General features: G+C 59.1%; 18 protein-coding genes, 1 tRNA gene, 1 pseudogene and 1 riboswitch. Of the genes and pseudogenes, 18 read left to right on the forward strand and 2 right to left on the reverse strand.

Going from position 1 to position 24104, the window contains the following annotated elements:
* Nucleotides 1-99: 99 nt before the first annotated feature.
* From DXD24_RS02165 to DXD24_RS02220, 12 genes are all read left to right on the forward strand, one after another.
* Nucleotides 100-1743 carry an amidohydrolase gene (locus tag DXD24_RS02165; RefSeq protein ID WP_233502306.1) on the forward strand — a complete coding sequence of 548 codons (1644 nt, stop codon included), beginning with the start codon at nt 100-102 and terminating at the stop codon, nt 1741-1743.
* Nucleotides 1744-2236: 493 nt separating this feature from the next.
* Nucleotides 2237-2530 (forward strand): co-chaperone GroES, encoded by a 294-nt coding sequence (gene groES, locus DXD24_RS02170; protein WP_022094351.1) that lies wholly within the window; start codon nt 2237-2239, stop codon nt 2528-2530.
* A 96-nt stretch (nt 2531-2626) separates the two neighbouring features.
* Complete coding sequence (groL, locus tag DXD24_RS02175; RefSeq protein WP_006234938.1) at nt 2627-4264, forward strand: chaperonin GroEL; 1638 nt, start codon at nt 2627-2629, stop codon at nt 4262-4264.
* Nucleotides 4265-4631: 367 nt separating this feature from the next.
* A riboswitch (FMN riboswitch) is annotated at nt 4632-4824 on the forward strand.
* A 5-nt stretch (nt 4825-4829) separates the two neighbouring features.
* Nucleotides 4830-5420, forward strand: a complete 591-nt coding sequence (locus tag DXD24_RS02180) for an ECF transporter S component (protein ID WP_055252299.1) — start codon at nt 4830-4832, stop codon at nt 5418-5420.
* Nucleotides 5417-7321: an energy-coupling factor transporter ATPase gene (locus tag DXD24_RS02185; RefSeq protein ID WP_117646037.1), complete on the forward strand. Its 1905-nt coding sequence runs from the start codon at nt 5417-5419 to the stop codon at nt 7319-7321. The genes DXD24_RS02180 and DXD24_RS02185 overlap by 4 nt, the downstream gene beginning before the upstream one ends.
* Nucleotides 7321-8121 carry an energy-coupling factor transporter transmembrane protein EcfT gene (locus tag DXD24_RS02190; RefSeq protein ID WP_117641050.1) on the forward strand — a complete coding sequence of 267 codons (801 nt, stop codon included), beginning with the start codon at nt 7321-7323 and terminating at the stop codon, nt 8119-8121. Before DXD24_RS02185 ends, DXD24_RS02190 begins: the two co-directional genes overlap by 1 nt.
* A 30-nt stretch (nt 8122-8151) precedes the next feature.
* Nucleotides 8152-8598: a pyridoxamine 5'-phosphate oxidase family protein gene (locus DXD24_RS02195; protein WP_117641049.1), complete on the forward strand. Its 447-nt coding sequence runs from the start codon at nt 8152-8154 to the stop codon at nt 8596-8598.
* A 51-nt stretch (nt 8599-8649) separates the two neighbouring features.
* Nucleotides 8650-9060, forward strand: a complete 411-nt coding sequence (locus tag DXD24_RS02200) for a pyridoxamine 5'-phosphate oxidase family protein (protein ID WP_055252303.1) — start codon at nt 8650-8652, stop codon at nt 9058-9060.
* A gap of 257 nt (nt 9061-9317) precedes the next feature.
* Entirely contained in the window at nt 9318-10388 is a 1071-nt protein-coding gene (argC, locus tag DXD24_RS02205; RefSeq protein ID WP_055252304.1) for an N-acetyl-gamma-glutamyl-phosphate reductase, read from the forward strand.
* A gap of 134 nt (nt 10389-10522) precedes the next feature.
* On the forward strand, nt 10523-11791 hold the full coding sequence (gene argJ, locus DXD24_RS02210; protein WP_117646039.1) for a bifunctional glutamate N-acetyltransferase/amino-acid acetyltransferase ArgJ: 1269 nt from the start codon (nt 10523-10525) through the stop codon (nt 11789-11791).
* A gap of 81 nt (nt 11792-11872) precedes the next feature.
* On the forward strand, nt 11873-12853 hold the full coding sequence (gene argB / locus DXD24_RS02215) for an acetylglutamate kinase (protein WP_117646041.1): 981 nt from the start codon (nt 11873-11875) through the stop codon (nt 12851-12853).
* Between the two features lie 68 nt (nt 12854-12921).
* Complete coding sequence (locus tag DXD24_RS02220; protein WP_117646043.1) at nt 12922-14205, forward strand: aminotransferase class III-fold pyridoxal phosphate-dependent enzyme; 1284 nt, start codon at nt 12922-12924, stop codon at nt 14203-14205.
* 162 nt (nt 14206-14367) lie between these two features.
* Here DXD24_RS02220 and DXD24_RS02225 read toward each other — a convergent pair.
* Nucleotides 14368-14443, reverse strand: a tRNA-Val gene (locus DXD24_RS02225).
* 433 nt (nt 14444-14876) lie between these two features.
* On the opposite strand from DXD24_RS02225, the gene tet reads away from it, so the two are divergent.
* The 4 genes and pseudogenes from tet to DXD24_RS02245 all read left to right on the forward strand — a co-directional run.
* Nucleotides 14877-16814 carry a TetM/TetW/TetO/TetS family tetracycline resistance ribosomal protection protein gene (tet, locus tag DXD24_RS02230; protein ID WP_117646045.1) on the forward strand — a complete coding sequence of 646 codons (1938 nt, stop codon included), beginning with the start codon at nt 14877-14879 and terminating at the stop codon, nt 16812-16814.
* Between the two features lie 300 nt (nt 16815-17114).
* On the forward strand, nt 17115-17408 hold the full coding sequence (locus DXD24_RS10075) for a DUF3847 domain-containing protein (protein WP_021631985.1): 294 nt from the start codon (nt 17115-17117) through the stop codon (nt 17406-17408).
* Nucleotides 17409-18875, forward strand: coding sequence for a MobQ family relaxase (gene mobQ, locus DXD24_RS02240; protein WP_021631986.1), 1467 nt, complete (start codon nt 17409-17411; stop codon nt 18873-18875). It abuts the gene before it with no gap.
* Nucleotides 18872-19063, forward strand: a pseudogene (locus tag DXD24_RS02245) (cysteine-rich VLP domain-containing protein); the annotation flags it as partial. The gene mobQ and the pseudogene DXD24_RS02245, both read left to right, overlap by 4 nt.
* Here the strand turns inward: DXD24_RS02245 and asnB are convergent.
* The gene (gene asnB / locus DXD24_RS02250) at nt 19012-20925 is read right to left on the reverse strand and encodes an asparagine synthase (glutamine-hydrolyzing) (protein WP_233502307.1); all 1914 of its coding nucleotides are present in this window, start codon (nt 20923-20925) and stop codon (nt 19012-19014) included. The pseudogene DXD24_RS02245 and the gene asnB overlap by 52 nt on opposite strands.
* Nucleotides 20926-21543: 618 nt before the next feature.
* Between asnB and DXD24_RS02260 the strand changes: the two genes are divergently transcribed.
* On the forward strand, nt 21544-23061 hold the full coding sequence (locus DXD24_RS02260) for a Mur ligase family protein (protein ID WP_117646049.1): 1518 nt from the start codon (nt 21544-21546) through the stop codon (nt 23059-23061).
* A gap of 130 nt (nt 23062-23191) precedes the next feature.
* On the forward strand, nt 23192-24103 hold the full coding sequence (locus DXD24_RS02265) for an HAD family hydrolase (RefSeq protein ID WP_117646050.1): 912 nt from the start codon (nt 23192-23194) through the stop codon (nt 24101-24103).
* Nucleotide 24104 lies beyond the last annotated feature (1 nt).

Consider the following 24104-nt stretch of genomic DNA (forward strand, 5'->3'; position numbering starts at 1 on the left):
GCCGCTAGGGCTGGCAAAGCTGCCGTTTGCCGCTTGGCATTTTGTAACCGAGACGGGGGAGTACACTCGGGGGTGTTGAATTTCCTGCCAGAGATGGGGATGCCCATGCAACATATCGATCGGATTATCCGCTCCAAGAACGTCTTTACCGCGCAAGACGGTATCGATACTGCTCGTGAGCTGGCGATTGCCATCGCAGGTGACCGTATCGTCGCAGTCGGCAAGCCCGATGACGTGACCGCCGCCGCTCCCGCCGCCACGCCGGTTCTAGACTACGGCGAGCAGTTTGTCTGCCCCGGTTTCCATGACGCTCATCTGCACTTCTTCCATACCTCGGTCGGTTCCTCGCCGTACATGCTCATGGATATGGGCACGTCCGAGGCGGCGCTGGTACGGCACGCGCTCGAGTTTTCCCAGGACCTGCCCGACGACGCTTGGGTTGTGACGCAGGGCTGGCGCGACTACCGTTGGGACCCGCCCGAGCATCCTACCAAGGCGTCGCTCGATGCGGCATTCCCCGATCGTCCCTGCGTTATGTACTCGGGCGACGGCCACACGCTGTGGCTCAACAGCCGCGCACTCGAGGCGCTCGGCGTCACGCGCGACAGCGAGCCGCCGGCGGGCGGCAGCTACGACAAGGACGCAAACGGCGAGCTCACGGGCATTGCTCACGAAGCGGCTGCCATGCAGCTGTTGCCGCGCTGTCTTGAGTGGCTGGGCGAAGATCGCATCGCAAGCGCTTACGCCGATCAAATGAGGCGCATGGCCGAGCAGGGCATCACCTCGATATGCGATATGTCGCTCATGCCCATGCCGGGCTGCGATTTTATCCGCGACGACGTCTACGACAAACTGCAGGCAGCCGGCAAGTTGGGCATCCGAGCCCATCTGTTCCCCACGCTGCTGGATGACCAGTCGCGCTTGGAAGAGCTGCAGGCACGTTACTCGAACAATGTGCTGCTCTCGGCACCGGGCTTTAAGCAGTTCTTCGACGGCGTGTCGAGCGAACACACGGCATATCTTACCGAGCCCTATACCAATCCGCGCTTCCCGGGCGACCAGGGCCGTCTGACGGTTCCCGCCGAGCGCATGCGTAAGCTGGTTCTGGCGGCCGCGGAGCGTGGCCACACTGTGCGTATTCACGTCATCGGCGACGGTGCCATCCATGCCGCGCTCGATATCTTTGAGGAAGCGGCCGACCTGTACGGCCTGCCCCAGCACGGTCATAACACGCTCGAGCATCTGGAGAACCTCTTGCCCGAGGACATCGACCGCTTGCGCAAGCTCAACGTGGTTGCTTCGAGCCAGCCCTGCCACATTACACTCGACCCGGGTGGACCGGAGCGCGATCTGGGCCTGGAGCGCAGCCGCATCATGTGGCCGTTCGCAACCTATAAGCAGCGCGGCATTCGCCAAGCCTTCGGTACCGACAGCCCTATCACACCCGTTACCAGCATGAACGTGCTCTACACGGCTATCACGCGCCAGGACCCCAAAAGCCACTGGCCCGAGGGCGGCTGGCTGCCGAGCGAGCGCATCGATGCGGCAACGGCTCTGCGCAACTACACCCTGGGCAGCGCGTACGCAGCGGGCGACGAGCAAAACCTCGGCAGCCTAGAGCCCGGCAAGTATGCCGATCTGGTAGTCCTGGACCAAAACCCGCTCACCGTTGATCCCCAAGAACTTCAAGCCACCAAAGTCCAAGCCACCTACCTGGCAGGCAACTTGATTTACGAGCGCTAACCCCACATCCCACCCCTCAGTTGCGGTGAAATAGTCCCTAAAATCGGCCTTCAAGCCCAAAAACAGGAACTATTCCACCGCAACTTAAAAGAGCGCGTCCCAACAACGTGCCCCCTATCTTGTGCATTCCATCCGCATCGCCATTTTGCTGCACTGACTTTTCTGAATGCCGGGCCCTAGTTAGTCAACCTGGCTCCCAGGGCGGACCGGAGGGCATGAAGTTTGTCGCGAGTTCCGCACGCAAAGGAAAGCACTTAATGTGCTTTCCGTCTTGCGCAGGACTGTAGAGCAGCAAACTTCATGCCCTCCGGTCCGCCCCGGGAGCCACCGCTAAGTTATCCCCCGGCATTCAGAAAATCTAAGTGCCAAAAAATAAGATTTTTTGACTCCGTGTTGTATAACCCGCCATTCGTGGGTACCATTCAACGCGTACGCAAACAAAAGGGTTAACCCGCGTGGCATAACCACGCGGCCCAAAAAGGAGGAAACAAGCATGTCGTCTTTGAAGCCGCTTGCAGATCGCGTCCTGGTCAAGCCCGACGAGGCCGAGCAGAAGACCGCTTCTGGTCTGTATATCGCCAGCAACGCTCAGGAGAAGCCGCAGCGCGGCACCATCGTTGCCGTGGGCGCCGGCAAGGTCAACGACAAGGGTGAGCGCATCCCCATGGACGTCAAGGTTGGCGACGTTGTCATCTACGGTAAGTTCGGTGGCAACGAGGTCAAGGTCGACGGCGAGAAGTATCTGCTCATGCGCGCCGACGACATCTACGCTGTCGTCGAGGCCTAGTCTCGTCAGAATCTCTGATTCGTCTTTGAGCGCGCCCGCCGCATAGGACTCGGAAGCGGCGACGCGAGTCACATTTCTTTTGGAGGATTACCTACCATGGCAAAGAACATTACGTTCAACACCGATGCCCGCGCTAAGCTCGCCAAGGGCGTCAACACCCTGGCCGACGCCGTTACCGTCACCATGGGCCCCAAGGGCCGCTACGTTGCGCTGCAGCGCACGTTCGGTGCCCCGACCATCACCAACGACGGCGTTTCCGTCGCCAAGGAGATCGAGCTCGAGGACAACATCGAGAACATGGGCGCTCAGCTGGTGAAGGAGGTCGCCACCAAGACCAACGACACCGTGGGTGACGGCACCACCACCGCAACCCTGCTCGCTCAGGCCATCGTCAACGACGGCCTGCGCAACGTCGCCGCTGGCGCCAACCCGCTGGCCATCCGTCGCGGCATCGACAAGGCCGTCAACGCCGCCGTCGCCGAGATGAAGAAGCAGGCCAAGCCGGTCGAGACCAAGGAGCAGATCGCTTCTGTCGGCACCATCTCCGCTGGTGACCCCGAGGTTGGCGAGAAGATCGCCGAGGCCATGGAGGTCGTGGGCAAGGACGGCGTCATCACCGTCGAGGATTCCCAGACGTTCGACATCACCATCGACACCGTCGAGGGCATGCAGTTCGACAAGGGCTACGTCTCCGCTTACTTCGTCACGGACAACGACCGCATGGAGGCCGTGATGAAGGATCCGTACATCCTCATCACCGACCAGAAGATCTCCAGCGTCCAGGACATCATGCCTGTTCTCGAGGCTGTCCAGCGCGCCGGCCGTGGCCTGCTCATCATCGCTGAGGACATCGACGGCGAGGCTCTGCCGACCCTCGTCCTCAACAAGATCCGTGGCGCTCTCAACGTCTGCGCCGTCAAGGCCCCGGGCTACGGCGATCGCCGCAAGCGCATCCTCGAGGACATCGCCGTCCTCACCGGTGGTCAGGCTGCTCTGGACGAGCTGGGCGTGAAGGTCGCTGACATCACCGCCGATATGCTCGGTACCGCTAAGTCCGTCACCATTTCCAAGGACAACACCGTTGTCGTCGGCGGCGCTGGCTCCAAGGAGGCCATTGACGCCCGTATCGCTCAGATTAAGGGCGAGATGGAGAACACCACCTCTGACTTCGACCGTGAGAAGCTCCAGGAGCGCCTGGCCAAGCTCTCCGGTGGCGTTGCCGTCATCAAGGTCGGCGCTGCTACCGAGTCCGAGCTCAAGGAGATCAAGCACCGCGTTGAGGATGCCCTGCAGGCTACCCGCGCTGCTGTCGAGGAGGGCATCGTCGCCGGCGGTGGCGTCGCCTTCATGGACGCTGCTCCTGCGCTCGATGCTGTCGAGATCGACGACCCCGAGGAGAAGATCGGCGTCGACATCGTCAAGAAGGCTCTGACCGCTCCGGTCGCCACCATCGCCAAGAACGCTGGCTTTGAGGGCGCTGTCGTGGTCGACAAGGTTGCCGAGCTGCCTGCTGGCCAGGGTCTCAACTCTGCCAATGGTGAGTGGGGCGACATGATTGAGATGGGCGTCCTCGACCCCGTCAAGGTCAGCCGCGTCACCCTGCAGAACGCTGCTTCTGTCGCCAGCCTGATCCTCATCACCGAGGCCACCGTCTCCGATGTGCCCAAAAACACTCAGCTTGAGGACGCTATCGCTGCTGCTACCGCTGGTCAGCAGGGCGGCGGTATGTACTAAGGCCGACAAGGTCTAGAACTCCCACCGGGGATCCGGGGGCGTGACGGGGCTTCTCTCCGGAACGTCCTCGGACATGCAAAGAGGCTCCGCTTCGCGCTTCGCGCTGCGGAGCCTCTTTGCGTCCTGCGGAATGTTCCGGAGAGAAGCCCCGTCACGCCCCCGGATCCCCTGCGTTTACGGCCTTGAGGTCGGCGTGGGCGGGGGACGTGGTTGATGGGGGTACGTATCCCGGTCGCTGTTTCGCGCTTTGCGCGAAAGGCGCGCTGCTTTGGGGTGGATGGAGGACGTGGTTGTTGCGGCAACTGGTCCCCGCCACAAATTACCCTTGGCATACTTGCGCGAACGATTGCTCGTGCTACACTTGCAATTGCTGTTTCAGGGCGGGGTGAAATTCCCCACTGGCGGTAAATCGGGCGGTGTCAAAGGGGCGCCGTGGCGCAGGTAAAGTGCCTGCGACCGAGCCGATGAGTCCGCGACCCGTGTGTGCGTTGGTTCGCATGCCGGCTGAACTGGTGAGATCCCAGTACCAACGGTTAGAGTCCGGATGAAAGAGGCAGGTGATCTTATGTCTGAACAGTCGCAGCATATCCATTTTGAGAACACGAATAGGTGGAGCACCAAACAGCTCGTTACCATGGCGTTGATGTGCGCCTTGGGCGCCCTGTTTATGTATGTGCAGCTGCCCATCCTTCCTTCGGCGCCGTTTTTGACCTATGACCCGTCGCTGGTGCCGGCGATGGTGTGCGGATTTGCGTATGGCCCTGGTGCCGGCACTGCCGTTGCCGCCATGGCGATCGTTATCCATGCGCTCACTACGGGTGACTGGGTCGGCGCGCTTATGAACCTGGTTGCCACGCTGGGCTATATTCTGCCTGCGGCTATCGTCTACCAAAAGATGCATACCTATAAGGGTGCCGTGATTGGCCTGGTGCTGGGCGTTATTGCCGCTACGGCGCTGTCCATGGTTGCGAATCTGACCATCGGCGTTTGGTTCTGGTATGGCTCGGTCGATGTGATCGCCCCGCTCATGATTCCTGCCGTGCTGCCGTTCAACCTCATCAAGACCGTGCTCAACTCGGTGCTGACACTTGCGGTGTACAAGGCGGTCTCTAATCTCATCACGCCCAAGAAGGACCAGGTCAAAGGCCGCGCATGATTGAGTGTCGGGGCGTTTCCTTTAGCTATGACGGTGCCACACCGGCACTCGACGGCATCGATCTGAACATCGAGGATGGCGAGTTTTTTTGCATCCTCGGCGGCAACGGGTCGGGCAAGTCGACGTTCGCCAAGCATTTGAACGCGCTGCTGCAGCCCGATACGGGAACGGTGCGCGTCAACGGCATGGTCGCGTCCGATCCCGAGCTGGTCTACGACATTCGCTCGACCGCGGGCATGGTATTCCAGAACCCGGATGATCAGCTGGTGGCGACGCTTGTCGAGGACGATGTTGCCTTTGGTCCCGAAAACCTTGGGGTGGAATCGGCCCAGATCGCGCAGCGCGTACGCGAGGCACTGAAGGGCGTGGGTTTGGTGGGCTTCGAGCGCCACGAGACCCATGCACTTTCGGGCGGACAAAAGCAGCGCGTGGCGCTTGCCGGCGTGCTCGCCATGGAACCGCGCGTGCTCATTTTGGACGAGGCGTCCTCGATGCTCGATCCGCGCGGGCGCAAGGGCCTTATGAAGGCCTGTCACGCGCTGCACGAACGCGGCATGACCATCGTGATGATTACGCACTTTATGGAAGAGGCAGCCGAGGCCGATCGCGTTGCTGTCTTCCAGGCGGGCCGTGTTGCCATGTTCGGTACGCCCGAGGAAATCTTGACGCGGGCGGACGAACTCGCGCGGCTGAACCTGGATATGCCGGCATCGTGCTGTCTTGGCAGGGCGCTTCGCGCGAAGGGCGTGCCCATTTGCGCACAGGTGCGTGAGGCGGATATGGTCGCCGATATAGCGCAGGCTTATGCCGAGCGGAGTTGGACAGGCATCACCGGGCGGCCTTTCGCATCCCAGTTGGAAATCGCTGACGGCGCTGTTCCGGCAGACAACGAGGACAACGCGTCGGAGCCCGTCATCGAGCTATCCCATGTTTCGTACAGCTATTCGCTGAGCGCCCGAGATCGTCGCCGTTGGCACAAGCGCTCAGCCATCGAGGGCGCATCGAACAAACAGGCCCTCTGGGGCAACGACCCTAGCAGCCCCTGGGCGTTGCGCAATGTGTCGCTAACGGTGCGTCGCGGCGAGTTCCTGGGCCTTGCGGGCCATACCGGTTCGGGTAAGTCGACGCTGGTTCAGCATCTCAACGGCCTGATTCGTCCCCAGGAGGGTTCCGTTTACGCGTTGGGGCTCGACCTGGCAAACAAGAAAGATGCTGCCGCGGTTAAGGCAAAGGTCGGCGTGGTGTTTCAATATCCCGAGCGTCAGCTGTTTGCCGAGACCGTGGCACAGGACGTGGCATTTGGTCCGCATAACCTTGGCTTGTCGCAGGCCGAGGTTGCCCGCCGCGTTGAGTCATCGCTCGAGCGCGTGGGCCTCGACCTGGCTACGGTGGGCGACAAGAGCCCCTTTGAGCTTTCGGGTGGCCAACAGCGGCGCGTGGCGTTTGCCGGCGTGCTTGCCATGGAGCCCGAGATCCTGGTACTCGATGAACCCATGGCGGGGCTCGATCCGGCTGCGCGCAGGGATTTCCTTGAGCTTATCGGTCGACTTCACCGCGATGGCCTGACCGTTGTCATGGTTTCGCATAGTATGGATGACCTGGCCAATTGCTGCGACCGTATTGTCGTGATGAACGAGGGCGCGGTGTTTGCCGAGGGCACGCCCGCTCAGGTTTTTGCGCATGCGGATGAGCTCAAGTCGATCGGCTTGGGCGTTCCCGCCGCCCAGCGCATGGCGTTGGCGCTCGCGGAAGCGGGCGTGCCGCTGCGCTTTGACGGCCTCTATACGGTTGAGTCGCTGGCAGACGAGTTGGTGGACCTGCTAATCGGTCGCTCGGGCGGTCCTTCTAACGTCGCGGACATTGCTAAATCCAAGACGGTTGCGCGAGAGGAGGGCTGCTAATGGAGGCGTTTTCGTTTGGCAGCTACTATCCCGGCGATAGTGCGATCCACCGCCTGGACCCGCGAACTAAGTTGCTCTTGGGCTTTGTGTTTCTGATCACGACGCTCACGGTCAGCAGCTTCCGCGGACTGGCCCCGGTCGCAATCTTCGTTGTCCTGATCTATACCGTGTCCCGGGTGCCGTTGCGCCGGGTCCTATCATCGATGGCACCATTGCTGGCGATTGTCGTGGTGGTCGCAGTGCTCAACCTGTTTTCCGACCAGAGCGGGCGCATTCTGTGGCAGCTTGGCTTTTTGCAGATAAGCGAGGGCTCGCTGCATTCCGCCGCCTTTATGGCGTGCCGCCTGAGCTTGATGATGGCCGGCATGAGCGCCATTACGCTCACCACGCCCACGCTCGACCTCACCGTGGGCTTTGAGCGTCTGCTCGCACCGTTTGCGCGTGTGGGACTTCCTGCACACGAGCTCGGCATGATTATGGGTATCGCGCTGCGCTTTATGCCGCAGTTTGCCACCGAGATGAAGCAGACGGCCGATGCGCAGGCGAGCCGCGGTGCGCGCGTGACGGGAGGCCCGCTCGGCGGCGTGCGTATGCTCGGCAGTGTGGCGATCCCGCTGTTCACGGGTGTGTTCCGCCATGCCGAGACGCTGTCTGCTGCCATGGATACACGCTGCTATCACGGCGAGCAGGGCCGCACGCGCCTGCATGCGCTTGCATTTCGCCGCGGGGATGCGCTGGCTGCGGTGGTGACGGCGCTGCTGCTCGCGTGTGTCATCGTCATCAACCTTCAACTTGTTTAGGCGCGATTCGAGCGCAAGAAAGGGGTCCCTATGACCGACAACGACCGCATGGCTCAGCTCGAGCGCGCCTGTTCGTATCTCAGGCGCATTCCGGCGTGGTATCTTGCCACGACCGATGCGAGCGACGGGCATCAGCCCCGCGTGAGGCCGTTTTCGTTTGCCATGGTCGATGACGGTAAGCTGTGGTTTTGCACGTCGCGCGACAAGGACGTGTGGGCGGAGTTGAGCGCGAATCCCAAGTTTGAGCTCTCGGGCTGGAAGCCGGGGGAATGTTGGATCGTATTGACCGGCGAAGCCGCACTTGAGGACGACGCAGTTGCGAGCGACAAGGTGCGTCAAGCGGGTTTTAAGCACATGGTGGGCATCGGCGAGGAACACGAGAGTGCCAACGACGGCCGCCTTGCTTTCTTTTCGGTCCGCAACATTGCCGCCCGCTTCTGCGATATCGACGGCAGCGAAGAGCATCTGGAGCTCTAGCGCGTCTCAAATTAACTACCCGTTCCAAATTGGCTAGTGGCAGGAGGACGCATGGACGGATTGAATACGGTTTTGGAGTATCTGACGTCGGTGCCGGCGTGGTACTTGGCGACGAGCGTGGACGGGCAGCCACATGTACGTCCATTTTCGTTTGCTCAGATCCAGGATGGCAAGCTGTGGTTTGTAACAGCGCGCACCAAAGATGTGTGGCAAGAGCTGCTGCAAAACCAGCGCTTTGAGGCCACGAGTTGGTGGCCGGGCCATGGCTGGCTCATCTTGCGCGGGCGTGCCGGCTTGGATGACCGGGCTTTAGGCGAAATGCGCGAAGCCGGGTGGAAGCATCTAGAGCACCTGGGCGAGCACTATGAGGGGCCTAACGACCCCACGCTCGTCTTCTTTAGCGTCGAGGATCCCGAGGCTTTTATCTGCAATCACGACGAATGGGTGCCGGTCGAGCTCTAGCCAGCTGGCTCATCCTAACAACTTGGTTTTCGCATGGGCGGGCCCCGTATTGCCCGGCGCCGTTAGGAGCGCCGGTCAATACGGGGCCCGCTCCATTTGTCAATTCCTTCAAGCGAATGTGTCGGGAATGTTTCAATGCATGAATATGCAAGCCATTTACGTAGTCATGCATCTTTTGGTGCTAAAGTTTCAACCCACTTCATAACGACCGCTGCGAAATGCGCATCGGTGCATAAATCGCAGACAAGGAGTCTGATATGTCTTTGAAGGTTGGAATCGTCGGCGCGGCTGGATATGCCGGAGCCGAGCTCATTCGCCTCGTCCTCGGTCATCCCGAGTTTGAACTTGCTGCCATTACGTCCAACGCCGATGCCGGCCAGCCGTTGTCTGCGGTGTACCCGAGCTTCACCGGCGTAAGCGATCTTGTCTTTACGACGCATGATGCCCCCGAGCTCAAGAACTGCGACGCGGTCTTTTTGGCCGTGCCGCACACGGCTGCCATGGCACAGGTGCCCGCGCTGCTTGCATCGGGCGTCTCCTGCTTTGATCTTTCGGCCGACTACCGTCTGAACGACGCGTCCGTTTTTGAGGCTTGGTATGCCGCCGAGCATACGAGCCCCGAGCTGCTCAAGACCCGTGCCTTCGGTCTGCCCGAGCTGTTCTGCCAGGACTTGGAGACCGCCGCATCCGACCATGCCGACGGCAAACCCGTGCTGGTCGCCTGCGCCGGTTGCTATCCCACCGCAACGAGCCTTGCCGCCGCGCCCGCCGTGCGCGCGGGCTGGGTGGCCGAGAACGGTCCCGTGATTGTCGATGCCATTAGCGGCGTGACGGGCGCCGGTAAGTCCTGCAACGCCCGCACCCATTTTTGCAGCGCCGACGAGAACTTGGAGGCCTACGGCGTGGGCAAGCATCGCCACACGCCCGAGATTGAGCAAATCCTTGGCCTGACCGATCGCGTCGTCTTTACCCCGCACCTGGCACCGCTCAAGCGCGGTCTGCTCTCCACGGTGACGCTGCCGCTCGCGCCGCAGGCTCTCGACACGCTGGCTCTTGAGGATGTCGTCGACCATTACAAGCAGTTCTACGCCGGTCGCACCTTTGTGCGCGTGCTCGATGCCGGCCAGCAGCCCAAGACGGCTTCGGTCGTCGGCACCAACGCTGCCCAGATTGGCCTCGCGCTCAACAAGCGCGCGGGCGTGCTGGTGGCGACGGGCGCCATCGACAATCTGTGCAAGGGCGCTGCGGGCCAAGCAGTCCAGTGCGCCAATATCGTCTTTGGCTTTGACGAGCGACGAGGCTTGCCTACAGTGGCGTGCCCGGTGTAGCACATTCGATTGTTAACGATTTGGTAGTCGGGTATCGAGTTTGGCGCCACTTTTAAGCTGGTCTCATGATTGTGGCTGGCATGGCGCACCAACCGATGCCCATTTTTTGTTTGACATAAGGAGTCGTAAAGACGATGAATGCTGAGCAGTTCGATATCAAGATTCGTGCCGTAGAGGGCGGCGTAACGGCGGCAGCCGGCTTTAAGGCGGCGGGCATCCATGCCGGATTCCGCAAGAATCCAGAGCGCCTGGATTACGCGCTCGTTGTGCCCGATAAACCCTGTCCCGGGGCCGGCGTGTTTACGACCAACCGCTTTTGTGCGGCGCCCGTGCAGGTGAGCCGTGCCAACCTGGGCGGTACGGACAAGGGCTATGGCATCATCGCCGGTGTTTCAATCAACTCTGGCAACGCGAACGCCGCCACGGGCGAGACCGGCCTTGCCTGTGCGCGCGAGACGTGCAATATCGCCTCGCAGGTCATTGGCTGTGAACCCCAACAGATTTTAGTTGCCTCCACGGGCGTGATCGGACAGATTCTGCCGATCGACACGTTTGAGACGGCAATTCCGTCCGCCTACGAGGCACTCTCTGCCCATGGCGGCGCCGATGCAGCCCGTGCCATCATGACGACCGATACGCATTCCAAGGAGTATGCCGTTCGCTACCGCAGTGAGGCTGTGGGCCATGTGGGCAACGCTTATACGGTGGGCGGCATGTGCAAGGGATCGGGCATGATCATGCCCAATATGGCCACCATGATCGCGGTCATTACTACCGATGCCCCCGTCGAGTCGGCGGCGCTCCACACCCTACTGCTCTCGACCGTTAAACAGACCTTTAATAAAGTGACGGTCGATTCCGATACCTCGACCAACGACACCTGTATCATGCTGGCTTCTGGCGCTGCCGCCGCGGATGCCGAGGGCATCGTCGAGGGCACTGACGCCTTTGACGAATTGGCCTTTGCCGTGCACGAGGTGTGCGAGAGCCTGGCGCGTAACATCGCGGCCGATGGCGAGGGTGCGTCAAAGCTCGTGACGGTTAACGTCACCGGCGCCGCCAACGACGAGGAAGCCGATATCGCCGCCCGTGCCGTCGCCAACTCGCCGCTCGTCAAGACCTGCATCGCTGGCCACGACTGCAATTGGGGTCGCGTTGCCATGGCGCTCGGCAAGTGCGGCGTAACGTTTAATCAGGAAGACGTTTCCATCGACATGATGGGCATGCCCGTCTGCCGCGATGGCCTGACTGTTCCTTTTGACGAGGACGAGGCCCTGCGACGTTTTGAGGCGCCCGAGATCGTGATTTCGGCCGACCTGGGCGCAGGCGACGCGGCAACGACCGTGTGGACCTGTGACCTCACGCACGAGTACATCTCAATCAATGGTGACTACCGCTCCTAGACTCCAGGCACGCTGCGCATCTCGCCGCGATTGCAGGCAGCGGAGCACAGCGCGATAACGATACGAAAGACGAGGCAGATTATGAAATTCGCACGCGATTATCGTTCGAGCGAATCCAACGAAGCAACTGCGCAGCTGCTGTTCGAAGCGCTGCCGTGGATTAAAAACCTGACCGGCAAGACGGTCGTTATCAAGTATGGCGGGGCCGCCATGGTAGACGAGCAACTGCGTTGCGACGTGATGAGCGACATCGTTTTGCTCAAGATTATCGGCATGCGCCCCGTCATCGTGCATGGCGGCGGTAAAGCCATCAACGAGGCGCTGAGCCATTACGATATGCCCGTCGAGTTTAAGAACGGTCAGCGCGTGACCACGCCGGCAACCATGGATATCGTGCGCGAGGTGCTGGGCGGCAAGGTTAACCAAGAGCTGGTGGCGGCAATCAACCACCACGGTAACTTGGCCGTGGGCGTATCGGGCAGCGACGCCGGCACGCTCATCGCCGAGCCGCTCGACCCCGAGCTCGGACGCGTGGGCAAAGTGACGCACGTCAACACCGACTACATCGAGAACTTGCTCGATAGCGAGTATATTCCCGTCATCGCTACCGTCGCGGCGGGGGAGGACGGTGGCTTCTTCAATATCAACGCCGACACCGCCGCCGGTGCCGTTGCGGCGGCGCTCCACGCGCACAAGGCAATCTTTTTGACCGACGTCGACGGCCTGTACAAGGACTTTAGCGATAAAGACTCGCTCATCTCCAACCTAACGCTCGACGAGGTTAATGAGATGCTCTACGGTGGCGAGGTCGATAAGGGCATGATTCCCAAACTGCGCGCGGCCGTCGATGCACTTACCGGCGGCGTATTTCGCGCTCACATCATTAACGGTACCACGCCGCATTCGCTGCTCCTGGAGCTGCTGACCGATGCCGGCGTCGGCACCGTGATCCACTCTACCGAGACGGCCTACGAATTTGATACGCACCCGCACCCGCTTTCGACCTTTGCGGCGCGCCTGGCCGAAAACCTCGACGAGGTCGAGAAGCTCCAGACGGTCTAGCTGGTTAGAAATCGTCACACCGTTACACCCACAGTCCGCGCCACCTGGCGCTTAACGAAAGGCATCTCATGTCACTTGCAGCTCAACAATCGCTCGAATCCCACTACGTGATGCAAACCTTTGGCCGCTCGCCGGTCGAGTTTGTCGAGGGTCACGGCATGAAGCTCACCGGCGACGATGGTCGCGAATATCTCGATTTTCTTGCAGGTATTGGCGTATGCAGCCTAGGCCACGGCAATCCGGCGGTGCTCTCGGCGCTCGAGGCCCAGGCCAAAAAGCTCCTGCATGTCTCCAACTACTTCTACATTGAGCAGCGCGGCCAGGTCGCGGCGTTGCTGTCTAAGCTCGCCAACGACGATGCGGACGGTGCGCGCGTGCTTGCCGACGCGATTGCCGCTGGCGACGAGACCACGGCGGCGGCGCTTGGCGCTCCGACTGCGGGCGAACAGGTGTGGGAGACGTTCTTTGCCAATTCCGGTGCCGAGGCCAACGAGGGCTCTATGAAGCTCGCGCGTCTGTACGCCAAACGTGCCGGCAACGGTGGCAACACCATCGTGTGTATGCGCGGCGGATTTCATGGTCGTACGCTCGAGACCATTGCCGCGACCATGCAGGATTGGCTGCAGGATAGTTTCCGCCCGCTGCCGGGTGGCTTTGTGGCATGCACACCCAACGATGTAGATGAACTGCGTGCAATTTTTAAGCAGTTAGGAAGCGAGATTTGCGCTGTGATGCTCGAGCCGATCCAGGGCGAAAGCGGTGTGCATCCCATGACCGAGGAGTTTATGGCTGCGGCGCGCGACTTGGCACACGAGGTGGGTGCCGTGCTTATCGCCGATGAGGTCCAGTGTGGTATTTTCCGCTCCGGCAAGCCGTTCGCCTTCCAGACTTATGGTGTGGAGCCCGATATCATGAGTCTTGCCAAGGGCATCGCCGACGGCGTGCCCATGGGTGCCGTGGTGGCAAAGAAGGAAATCGCTGACATCTTTAAGCCCGGCGACCATGGTTCGACCTTCGGCGGCAGCTGCTTGGCCATCGCGGCGTGTGCCGCGACGCTCTCCGCGCTTGTGCGCGGTGACTACGCAGACCATGCCGCCAAGGTGGGTGCCTATATGGAGGCAAGGCTCGCCAAGCTGCCGCATGTTACCGAGGTGCGTGGTCGCGGCCTAATGCTCGGCTGTGATTTGGACGATGCTGCGGGTGATGCGCACGACGTTGTGGCTCGCGCATTGGTGGCTGGTGCGGTGATTAACGCTACAGGTGCACATACACTGCGCTTCCTGCCGCCGCTCGTGTGCGAGGAAGCCGACGTGGATGGTCTGATCGAGATCCTGGCGGGTGTTTTAGCTTAGCGCCATCAGGCATAGCAGTTTGAAGCGGGTTCCAGACTGTCACGTGCCGTTTGGCGCACGATTGGGCGAACTGGAACCCGTTTTGCTATCGATTTACCATGGCTGGGATAGGCCGTGTGCAAAAAAGAAAGGCCCCCATCGCTGGGAGCCTTTTCAATCAAGTGGTGGGCGATGAGGGATTCGAACCCCCAGCCTTGTGCGTGTAAAGCACCTGCGCTAACCGTTGCGCCAATCGCCCGCGGGAATTGAGTATAGCGGAAACCCTGCGGGGTTCACCGCTAATTCATAACGAAATCTAAGCGGAGACTTCGGCGTATACACGAGAGAGATATGGAGGTGCAGTGACAGAAAAAATTTATCTTAACAGGGTTGCTTTTGGGAATTTGATATGCTATACTATAAAAATCCAAGCAAAGGAGTTTATCAATATGCGGCAAGGTATTCTTAAATAAAATTTGATAATGGGAACAAAGACAAACGTCCTCAAGGAGAGGGCTTGGTTTTTGTACCCAATTTAAGAATACTTTTGCCTTTTCATTTCATATCGTGATAGACAACGGCCAGCCTTGGCCGCAGTTTTCATGTGTGTCCTACCTATCATCCCCAGCGGTAAAAGTATTTGTCGCTGGGGATTTTTGCGCCCTTCTGGGCCTTGTATGGAGGACAATCATATGAAAATCATCAATATTGGCATTCTTGCTCATGTAGACGCAGGTAAGACGACCTTGACGGAGAGCCTGTTATATACCAGCGGAGCAATCGAGGCGCCCGGCAGTGTGGATCAGGGAACAACGAGAACGGACACCATGTTTTTAGAGCGGCAGCGTGGAATCACCATTCAAACGGCGGTCACTTCCTTTCAGTGGCACGATTGTAAGGTCAACATTGTGGATACTCCTGGGCATATGGATTTCTTAGCGGAGGTCTATCGCTCCCTTGCCATTCTTGACGGAGCGATTTTGGTTGTTTCTGCAAAAGACGGCGTTCAGGCGCAGACCCGTATTCTGTTTCATGCTCTGCAAGTAATGAAAATCCCAACTGTTATCTTTATTAACAAAATCGACCAGGACGGGATTGACCTGCCAGGTGTGTATCAGTCTATCCGAGATAAGCTCTCCGCAAATATGATTATTAAGCAGAACGTGCAGCTTTCCCCGGATATATCCATCATGGAAAACATGGGGCTGGAGAATTGGGATACCGTGATTGCGGACTGTGATGAATTGTTGGAGAAATATATTGCCGGAGAACCAATGGACAAAGAAGAACTTCTGCGGGAGGAAAACAGGAGAATCCAAAGCGTCTCTCTGTTTCCGGTCTATCATGGCAGTGCCAAGGTAAACTTGGGAATCCGACAACTCATTGAAGCGGTCACAGATACATTCCAATCACCCACCGGGCAGAACAGCTCTGAATTGTGCGGAACTGTGTTCAAAGTTGAGTACGCAAACCAGAGCCAACGCCTTGCCTATCTGCGGTTGTATAGCGGTACGCTTCATTTGCGGGATTCCGTAGCCTTGGCAGGGAAAGAAAAACTGAAAATTACGGAAATGCGTATCCCCTCAAAGGGTGAGATTGTCCGAACAGAGATTGCCCATGCGGGCGAGATCGTCATTGTACCCTGCGACAGTTTGCGGCTGAATGATGTGCTGGGAAACAAACTGCTGCTGCCCCGTGAAACGTGGAGCGACAATCCTCTCCCTTTGCTGCGGACAGCAATTGCACCAGAGAAACCAGAACAGAGGGAACGCTTGTTAAACGCCTTGACAGAAATTGCGGATACCGACCCGCTTCTGCGCTATGAAGTAGACGCTGTGACCCATGAGATCATTCTCTCCTTTTTGGGCCGGGTACAATTGGAAATTATCTCTGATCTTCTGGTGGAAAAATATCAGCTCAACACAACTGCAAAAGAACCTACCGTCATCTATATGGAGAGGCCATTGAAAGCGGTAAGTCACACCATTCATATCGAAGTGCCGCCCAATCCATTCTGGGCGTCCATCGGGCTGTCCGTCACCCCTCTCCCCCTTGGCACCGGAGTGCAGTATGAGAGCAAAGTTTCCGTTGGATACTTGAATCAGAGTTTTCAAAACGCTGTATTGGATGGTATCCGCTACGGTCTGGAACAAGGCGTGTATGGATGGAAGGTAACGGACTGTAAAATCTGTTTTGAGTATGGGCTTTATTATAGTCCGGTCAGCACTCCCGCAGACTTTCGGTCATTGGCACCTATTGTATTGGAGCAGGTGTTGAAAAAGGCGGGGACGCAGCTATTGGAACCATATCTTTCTTTTACACTCTATGCGCCGCAGGAATATCTCTCCAGAGCTTATCATGACGCACCAAAATATTGCGCGAGTATTGAAACGACCCAGGTTAAAAACAGCGAGGTGATTTTTACTGGCGAAATCCCTGCCCGCTGTGTGCAAGAGTACCGCAATGACCTCACCTTTTATACAAACGGGAGAAGCGTTTGTTTAACAGAATTGAAGGGGTATCAAATCGCCAGCGGCGAACCAGTTTTTCAGCCACGCCGCCCAAACACCCGGATTGATAAGGTGCGCCATATGTTCAACAAAATTCTCCCATCAATGATGGACTTATAAAATCCCTTTGGAACAAAGGGCGCACTTCTATACATGGTCTGCGACCATGTATCGTGCGCTCTGCGAGGCTACGGCCCGGACTTCCGAAAGTCCGGGCCGTTTGCGTCGCTCCGCTCCGTACAAGGGGCTGCGCCCCTTGCGCCGCTTTGCGGCTATCCCTGCGCCCTCGCTGGAAAGGTACATCCGCTCTGCGTCTGCACCTTTCCAGCGAGGCTAAAACCGAATACCGTTACCCTTGACCGTTTACCCGACACAGCAGGTAGACGGTCTTTTGTTTTGCCAAGAAGGAGGTCAAACACGATGGACAAGTCACGCGAAGAATTAGAGAAAGAGTATGCTGAGGCCACCGCTAAGTTGGAGCAGTACCAGCACAGAGGCCAGCGGTATGAGAACCGCATCCGCTACTACACCCAAGGCGAAAGGAAGAAGCGAAACCACCGACTTATCACCCGTGGCGGAGCGGTGGAGAGTATCGCCCCGGAGGTGCGCGGCATGAGCGAAAGGGCCTTTTTTCTTTTGATGGAAAAGGTCTTTTCCCTGCCGGAAGTTGCCGCCCTGGTGAGCCAAGCCACTGACCAGCAGGAAAGCGGATAATTGGCCCTGTTCCATCTCCACGTTACCCAGGTCAAACGGAGCGCGGGACAGTCTGTTGTCACGTCCGCCGCCTACCGAGCCGGGGAGAAATTGTATAGCGAATACTATGGCGAGGTCAGCGACTACACCCACAAGGGCGGCGTGGTCTGCACAGACATTCTCCTGCCGCCCCAGGCCCCCAACCAGTACCAAGACCGCGCCACCCTCTGGAACGCCGTGGAGAAGGCCGAGCGCGGCAAGAAAGCCCAGCTTGCATATAGCTTTGACATTGCCTTGCAGAACGAGTTTTCATTGGAGGAAAACATCGCTCTTGCAAGGCAATTTGTTTCGGAGCAGCTTGTGGGCCGGGGCATGATTGCCGACTTTGCCATCCACCAGCCGGACAAGGAGGACGGCGGTATTCCTAACCCGCACTTTCATGTTCTCTGCCCCATCCGGCCCATTGAGCCAGACGGCAAATGGGGGTGCAAGCAGCGCCGCCGCTACCGTCTGGACGAGGACGGGAACCGCATTATGGGAGAGGACGGCAAGCCCCTCTTTGACGCTGTTCCCACTACCGACTGGGGAAGCCCGGAAACACTGGAACATTGGCGGGAGGCGTGGGCCGCTATGGTGAACGCCAAGTTTGAGGAAAAGGGGCTGACCTGCCGCATCGACCACCGCTCCTATGAGCGTCAGGGCCTTGACCTGCTGCCCACCGTCCATGAGGGCGTGGCCGTCCGCCAGATGGAGGCCAAGGGCATCCCCACCGACAAGGGCGATCTGAACCGCTGGATAAAAAAGGCCAACAACATTCTGCGGGATATTCGGAAGAAAATCGCCGGCCTGACGGATTGGATTAAGGCCATAAAAGAAGAATTGAGCAAGCCCCAGGCCCCGACCCTTGCCGCCCTGCTGACCGACTACTATGAGGGCCGGAACGCCGGAGCATGGAGCCGCAACGCCAGGATTGGAAATCTTAAAGGTTTTGCCGAGGCCATCAATTTTCTGACCGAGAGGGGCATCGCTACGCTGGAAGATTTAGAGACCCATATCGCCGCCCAGAGTGAACGAACGGAGGCCATCAACACATCCATGAAAGCGAAGCGTGACCGTCTGAACGAATTGAAGGAACTGCTTCGCCTTGTTGACCTCTACCGAGACACCAAGCCCGTCTATGACGAGTTGCAGGGTATCAAGTGGAAGGGCAAGCGGGAAAAATTCGAGAGGGAGCATGAGAACGAGTTGAGGACGTTCCACATGGCCCGCCGGAAGCTGGACAAGCACCGTTCCCCTGCTGGTAAAATCCCCGTTCATGCGTGGGAACAGGAACAGGCGAGGCTTCACCAGGAGTACACAGCCGAGTATGAGCAGTACAAGCCTATCCAAGACGATTTGCGGCGGCTTCAACAGGTGAAGCGGAACGCCGATGCTGCCATACACCAGCAGGAGCAGACCCAGCAGAAACGCCGGGAGGTGGAGCGGTGAACGGCATTCCCCGACTGACCTACCAGCAGTACCGAGCCGTCCGGCGGCTGGTGCATGACTGCTGCAATTATGACGGCGGCAACTGTCTTGCTCTTGATGACGGCTGGGAGCCTTGTGTCTGCGTCCAGAGTATCACCTATTCCCTGGTCTGTAAATGGTTCCGCGCCGCCGTCCTGCCAACAGACAAGGGGCCTTCGGTGCCCTTGTTCTCGTCGATAAAGAAGCGCTTGTACCAAATGAGGAACGTCAGCGTGGTATAGATCTTGCGCTGGTTGAGCGCGCGGCCCTCAAAGTGATCGTCGAGCAGCTTCATGAGCGCATCGGTGTCAAAGAAATCGGCAGACCACGGTGCGGTGAAGTACTCCTTGACGTAGTCGTAGTATTTCTGCTCGCGCAGCCAGAACTTAACTGGCACCGGGAAGCCAACCTTCTTGCGTGTTGCCCACTCATCGGGCAGCGTGCGATTGGCGGCGTGGCGCAGGACAAGCTTGCAGCCCTCTTCGTTGACACGGTAGTTGGCGGGAATATGCTCGGCGAACTCCATGACCTTTTTGTCCAGGAACGGAACGCGGAGCTCCAGGGAGTGCGCCATGCACATCTTGTCTGCCTTGAGCAGGATGTCGCCCGGAAGCCACATGTTCATATCCAGATATTGCTTCTTAGAGAGCTCGCAGCAGTCGGGGACCTGCTTGTAGTACTCTGCGCACATTTCGGAGGCGTTCTTGCCGGTGTCGTAAGCTGGCTTGAGAACCTCGTCAACCTCGGACGGGTCGAACACCTTTGCCTGGCCCACGTACCAGCGCTCGGGGACCTCGGCGCACTTGGTCAGGAAGTTGTGACCCTTAAAGTAGGGGAGATGCTGAACGAGCGAGCCCAGGGCACGGCGCACGCCGAGCGGCACGCGCTTCTTGAAGGATCGCATCTCGGGGGTGTCCTCGTACCACTCGTAGCCGGCAAACAGCTCGTCGGCGCCCTCGCCCGAAAGGACGACGGTAACTTCCTCGGCGGCCATCTGTGCCAGATAGTACAGCGGCACGCTGGAGAGGTTCGATTGCGGCTCGTCCATGTGGTACTGGATATCGGGTAGCGCGTCGAAGAACTCGTCGGCGGTGATCATCTTGCGCACGTTCTTAATGCCAAGCTTGTCGGAAAGCTCGGCGGCGTAGTTGGTCTCGTTGAAGTTCTTGTAGTCAAAGCCGACGGAATACGTGGTGTCGGGCATGAGGCAGGCGGCAATGTAGCTGGAGTCGACGCCGCCGGAGAGGAACGAGCCAACTTTAACATCGGCGATGCGGTGCGCGGCAACGCTCTCGTGCACGACCTTGTCGCACTCGTCCACGTACTCCTCGAAGCTCTTGGAGTTGTCATCGGTAAAGTCGCAGCTCCAGTAGCGCTTGATATCCATAGTGTTGGTCGTAAGGTCGTACGTAAAGCAATGCGCGGGGGCAAGCTTGAACACGCCCTTAAAGAACGTCTCCTCCGTGGCAGGGAACTGCAGCGTGAGGTAGGGACGCAGCGCGTCGCGGTTGACGGCCTTCTCAAACTTGGGGTGGTCCAGGAAGCTCTTGATCTCGGAGCCAAACAGCAGCGAGCCGTCGGAGGCCCGGTAGTAATAGAACGGCTTGATGCCAAAGATGTCACGGGCGCCGAAGAGCTTGTTCCTGTTCTGGTCGTGAATCACGAACGCATACATGCCGCGCAGGCGGTTGACCAGGTCCTCGCCCCACTCCTCGTAGCCGTGCACCAGGACCTCGGTGTCGGCGTTGCAGTGGAAGACGTAGCCGGCAGCCTCGAGCTCGGCGCGAAGCTCCTGGAAGTTGTAGATCTCGCCGTTGAAGACGATGGTGACCTTGCCGTCATCGCTCGACATGGGCTGAGCGCCAGCCTCGGAAAGGTCGAGAATCGAAAGACGGCGGAAGCCGAGGGCGACGTCATCGACGATGTGCTGGCCACCCATATCCGGCCCGCGATGGATGATGCGATTCATCATGGCCGTGAGAACCAGCTCACTCTGTTCATCTGTACCGGTAAAACCGACAAAACCGCACATGCAAGATCCTTTCTGCTGACGGCTTAGGTGCGCTGCCGCAAGGTTTGCAGCAGTCGATATCAATCAATCCTTACTATCATGCCAATCTTTTGCTTCGTGATGGGGCATAAGCGCCGAGGGGACCGAAAAACCACGGCCCGCACGTTGGGTGAAGCGGCGGGCCGCGGCTACGACGATTGCTGTGTGTGAGAGCGCGAGAGGGGCTAGCGCTTGCCGCGCTTGGCAAGGCGGTGCTCTACCTTGGTGACGACGTGGATGAGCGGAATCGTCACAACCAGATAGTAGGGTGCGGCGCAAATGTAGGGTGTGATGTTGCCCGTGGTGGTCGTGAGGTTTTGGAGAACAGCATGAGTTCCATGACGCCGACGCTCGAAAGCAGCGACGTGTCCTTGTAGAGCATGACAGACTCACTGGTCATTCCCGCATCACGCGCATTTGTAGGGCGGGGGTTTTGTTATTTCGAATTAACCGTGTGCTGGTCCTTGCAAGTTTTTAGGGTGCTGAGACACTCGCAAGGTCAGGTGGCATATTAGGATGGTTGATAATACAGGGGCGCGACCGGATTCATCTGGGACGGTTTTTGCTTTTAAGGTTAGGTTTAGCGAGAAAGGTCGTTATATGTCGGGTACGACGAAGGAGAAGCTGGCTTTGATGCGCTATGTGGAGCTGCTCGAGGCCGAGGCCCTTGTTGTTTCCAAGCCGGATACTCTATGCGACCAGCACATCGAGTTTGCGACCGACGACTCGCGCCAGGTGCGTCCGGGTACATTGTTTGTCTGCAAGGGCCGTGCGTTCAAGCCCGAGTATCTGGTCTCGGCGATTGCCGAAGGCGCCGTGGCGTACGTGTCCGAGGTCGATTACGACGTCGATATTCCCGCTGTGATCGTCAACGATATCCGCCGTACGCTCGCTGTGGTGGCGGACGCCTATTACGGTCATCCCTCGGGCAAGGTGAAGGTCTGCGCTTTTACGGGCACCAAGGGCAAGTCGACCTGCAGCTTTTATCTGCGTGGCATTCTTGCCAACGAGGCTAAGCTCACGGGCCGTCATCGACCAGCCCTCAACACGGGTATCGAGTTCGATGACGGTATCGAGGTCGGTCCTTCTAAGCTAACGACCCCCGAGTCCTTCCTTTTGCAGTCGCGTATCGCACATGCCGCCGAGGCGGGCGCTCCGTGGCTGGTCATGGAGGCGTCGAGCCAGGGCCTCAAATACGAGCGCACGGGCAAGATTGACTTTGAAGTGGGCGCCTTTACCAATATCGGTGAGGACCATATCTCGCCGATCGAGCACCCCACGCTCGAGGATTACTTTGCCAGCAAGCTCAAGATTTTTTCGCAGAGCCGCTTTGCCGTGGTCAACCTCGATATGGACCACGTCGACCGCGTGCTCGAGGCGGCGTCCCGCTGCGAGCGCACGGTGACGTTCTCGCTGACCGATGGACGCGCCGACGTGCGTGCGTTGGCCATTCGCAACGGCGATTGCGGCGTGATCGCCACGGTCCGCACGCCGCGCTTTACGCGTGACATCGTGATCCCCACGCCCGTCAAGTTCAACGTGTCCAATGCGCTTGCCGCCATTGCCTGTGCCGAGGCCCTCGGCATTTCCGAAGAGGGCATCGTCCATGGCTTTGAGGGCGTCTTTGTTCCCGGTCGCATGGAGCTCTATCCGTCTGTATCGGGCAAGATTTTGGGCGTCGTTGACTATGCGCACAACGGCATGAGCCTCGAGACGCTTTTGCGCGACCTGCGCGAGAACTATCCCGAGCGCGAGCTGGCGGTTGTCTTTGGTGCAACGGGAGGCAAGGGTGTCGATCGCCGTACTACGATGGGTATCGCTGCCGGCAAGTACGCCGATCGCATCGTGATTACCGAGGATGACCCGGGCCCCGAGGACGTCGAGGACATCTGCGCCGAGATCGCGCGCAATGTCCAGGCGCAGGGAAACGATAGCTGGCAGATCGTGTGCGACCGCGCCGCCGCTATCGAGACGGCCGTGCGCGAGACCGACCGCCCCGCTGTGGTTATCGTGACCGGCAAGGGCGAGGAGGAGTGCATGCTGCGCAAGAACGGACCCGAGCCCTGCGAGCGTGATGGCTCGGTTCTCAAGCGCATCCTTGCGGCGTACGACGCCTAAGCGCCGCTGCCTTTGGGATGGCGTTTGCGAATCATCGACGCCCGATGATGCGGTGCCTCTCAAGCGTGTTCACCTTAGGGAAAACGCGGTACCAAGATTAAGTCTTTTCTACGTAATAAATGGAGTGACCATGTCCCACAACATCCTGCCGACCGTTGCCGAGCTTTCGGGCGAGATGCGCGAGCGCCTTGCCAAGGTCAAGTATGTCTTTACCGATCTGGACGCCACGATGCTCGCGCCCGGCTCGTGCGTGCTGCGCGACAACGACGGCAATCCCTCGACCAAGCTCGTCGAGGCTGTCGTGGCACTTGCCCGCGCCGGCATCCAGGTGGTCCCCACCTCGGGCCGCAACCGCACCATGATCCACGAGGATGCGCGCGTGCTCGGCCTCAACTCCTACATCGGTGAGATGGGCGGCCTGGTCATGTATGATCTCAAGGCCAACGATTGGGAGTATCTGACCGGCGATATGCCCTACGACCCCGCCTGCGGCCTCACGCCGCATCAGGTGATCGAGCAGACCGGCGTGTGCGAGAAGATTCTCGCCCGCTGGCCGCATAAGATCGAGTACCACAATGACATGTCGACTGGCTACAAGTACCGCGAGGTCACCGTCGGCATGCGCGGCGATGTGCCCGACGACGAGGTCCAGGCCATCCTGGACGAGGCCGGCTGCGGCCTGGTCTGGGCCTGTAACGGTCACCTGACGCATCTGTCCAAGCCGACGACGCTCGAGCTCGAACGCGTCGAGGATGGCCGCGCGTTTAACATCAATCCCTCCGGCCTCAACAAGGGCGTTGCCATCGCACGTTTCTGCGAGCACCTGGGTATCGAGCGCGAGGAGACGCTGGCACTCGGCGATTCCGAGTCTGACTTCTACATGGCTGACCACGTGGGCACGTTCTGCCTGGTCGAGAACGGTTTGACCAGCGCCGGCGCGCCCGAGTTCTTGGCTGCTTGCGAGAACGCTTTCGTTACGCGCGGCAAAATTGTCGACGGTTGGGCGGCGACGGCAGAGCTGCTGGTCGCGGCGCGTTCGTAGC

Source organism: Collinsella sp. TF12-2AT (assembly GCF_003436735.1).
Lineage (GTDB): Bacteria > Actinomycetota > Coriobacteriia > Coriobacteriales > Coriobacteriaceae > Collinsella.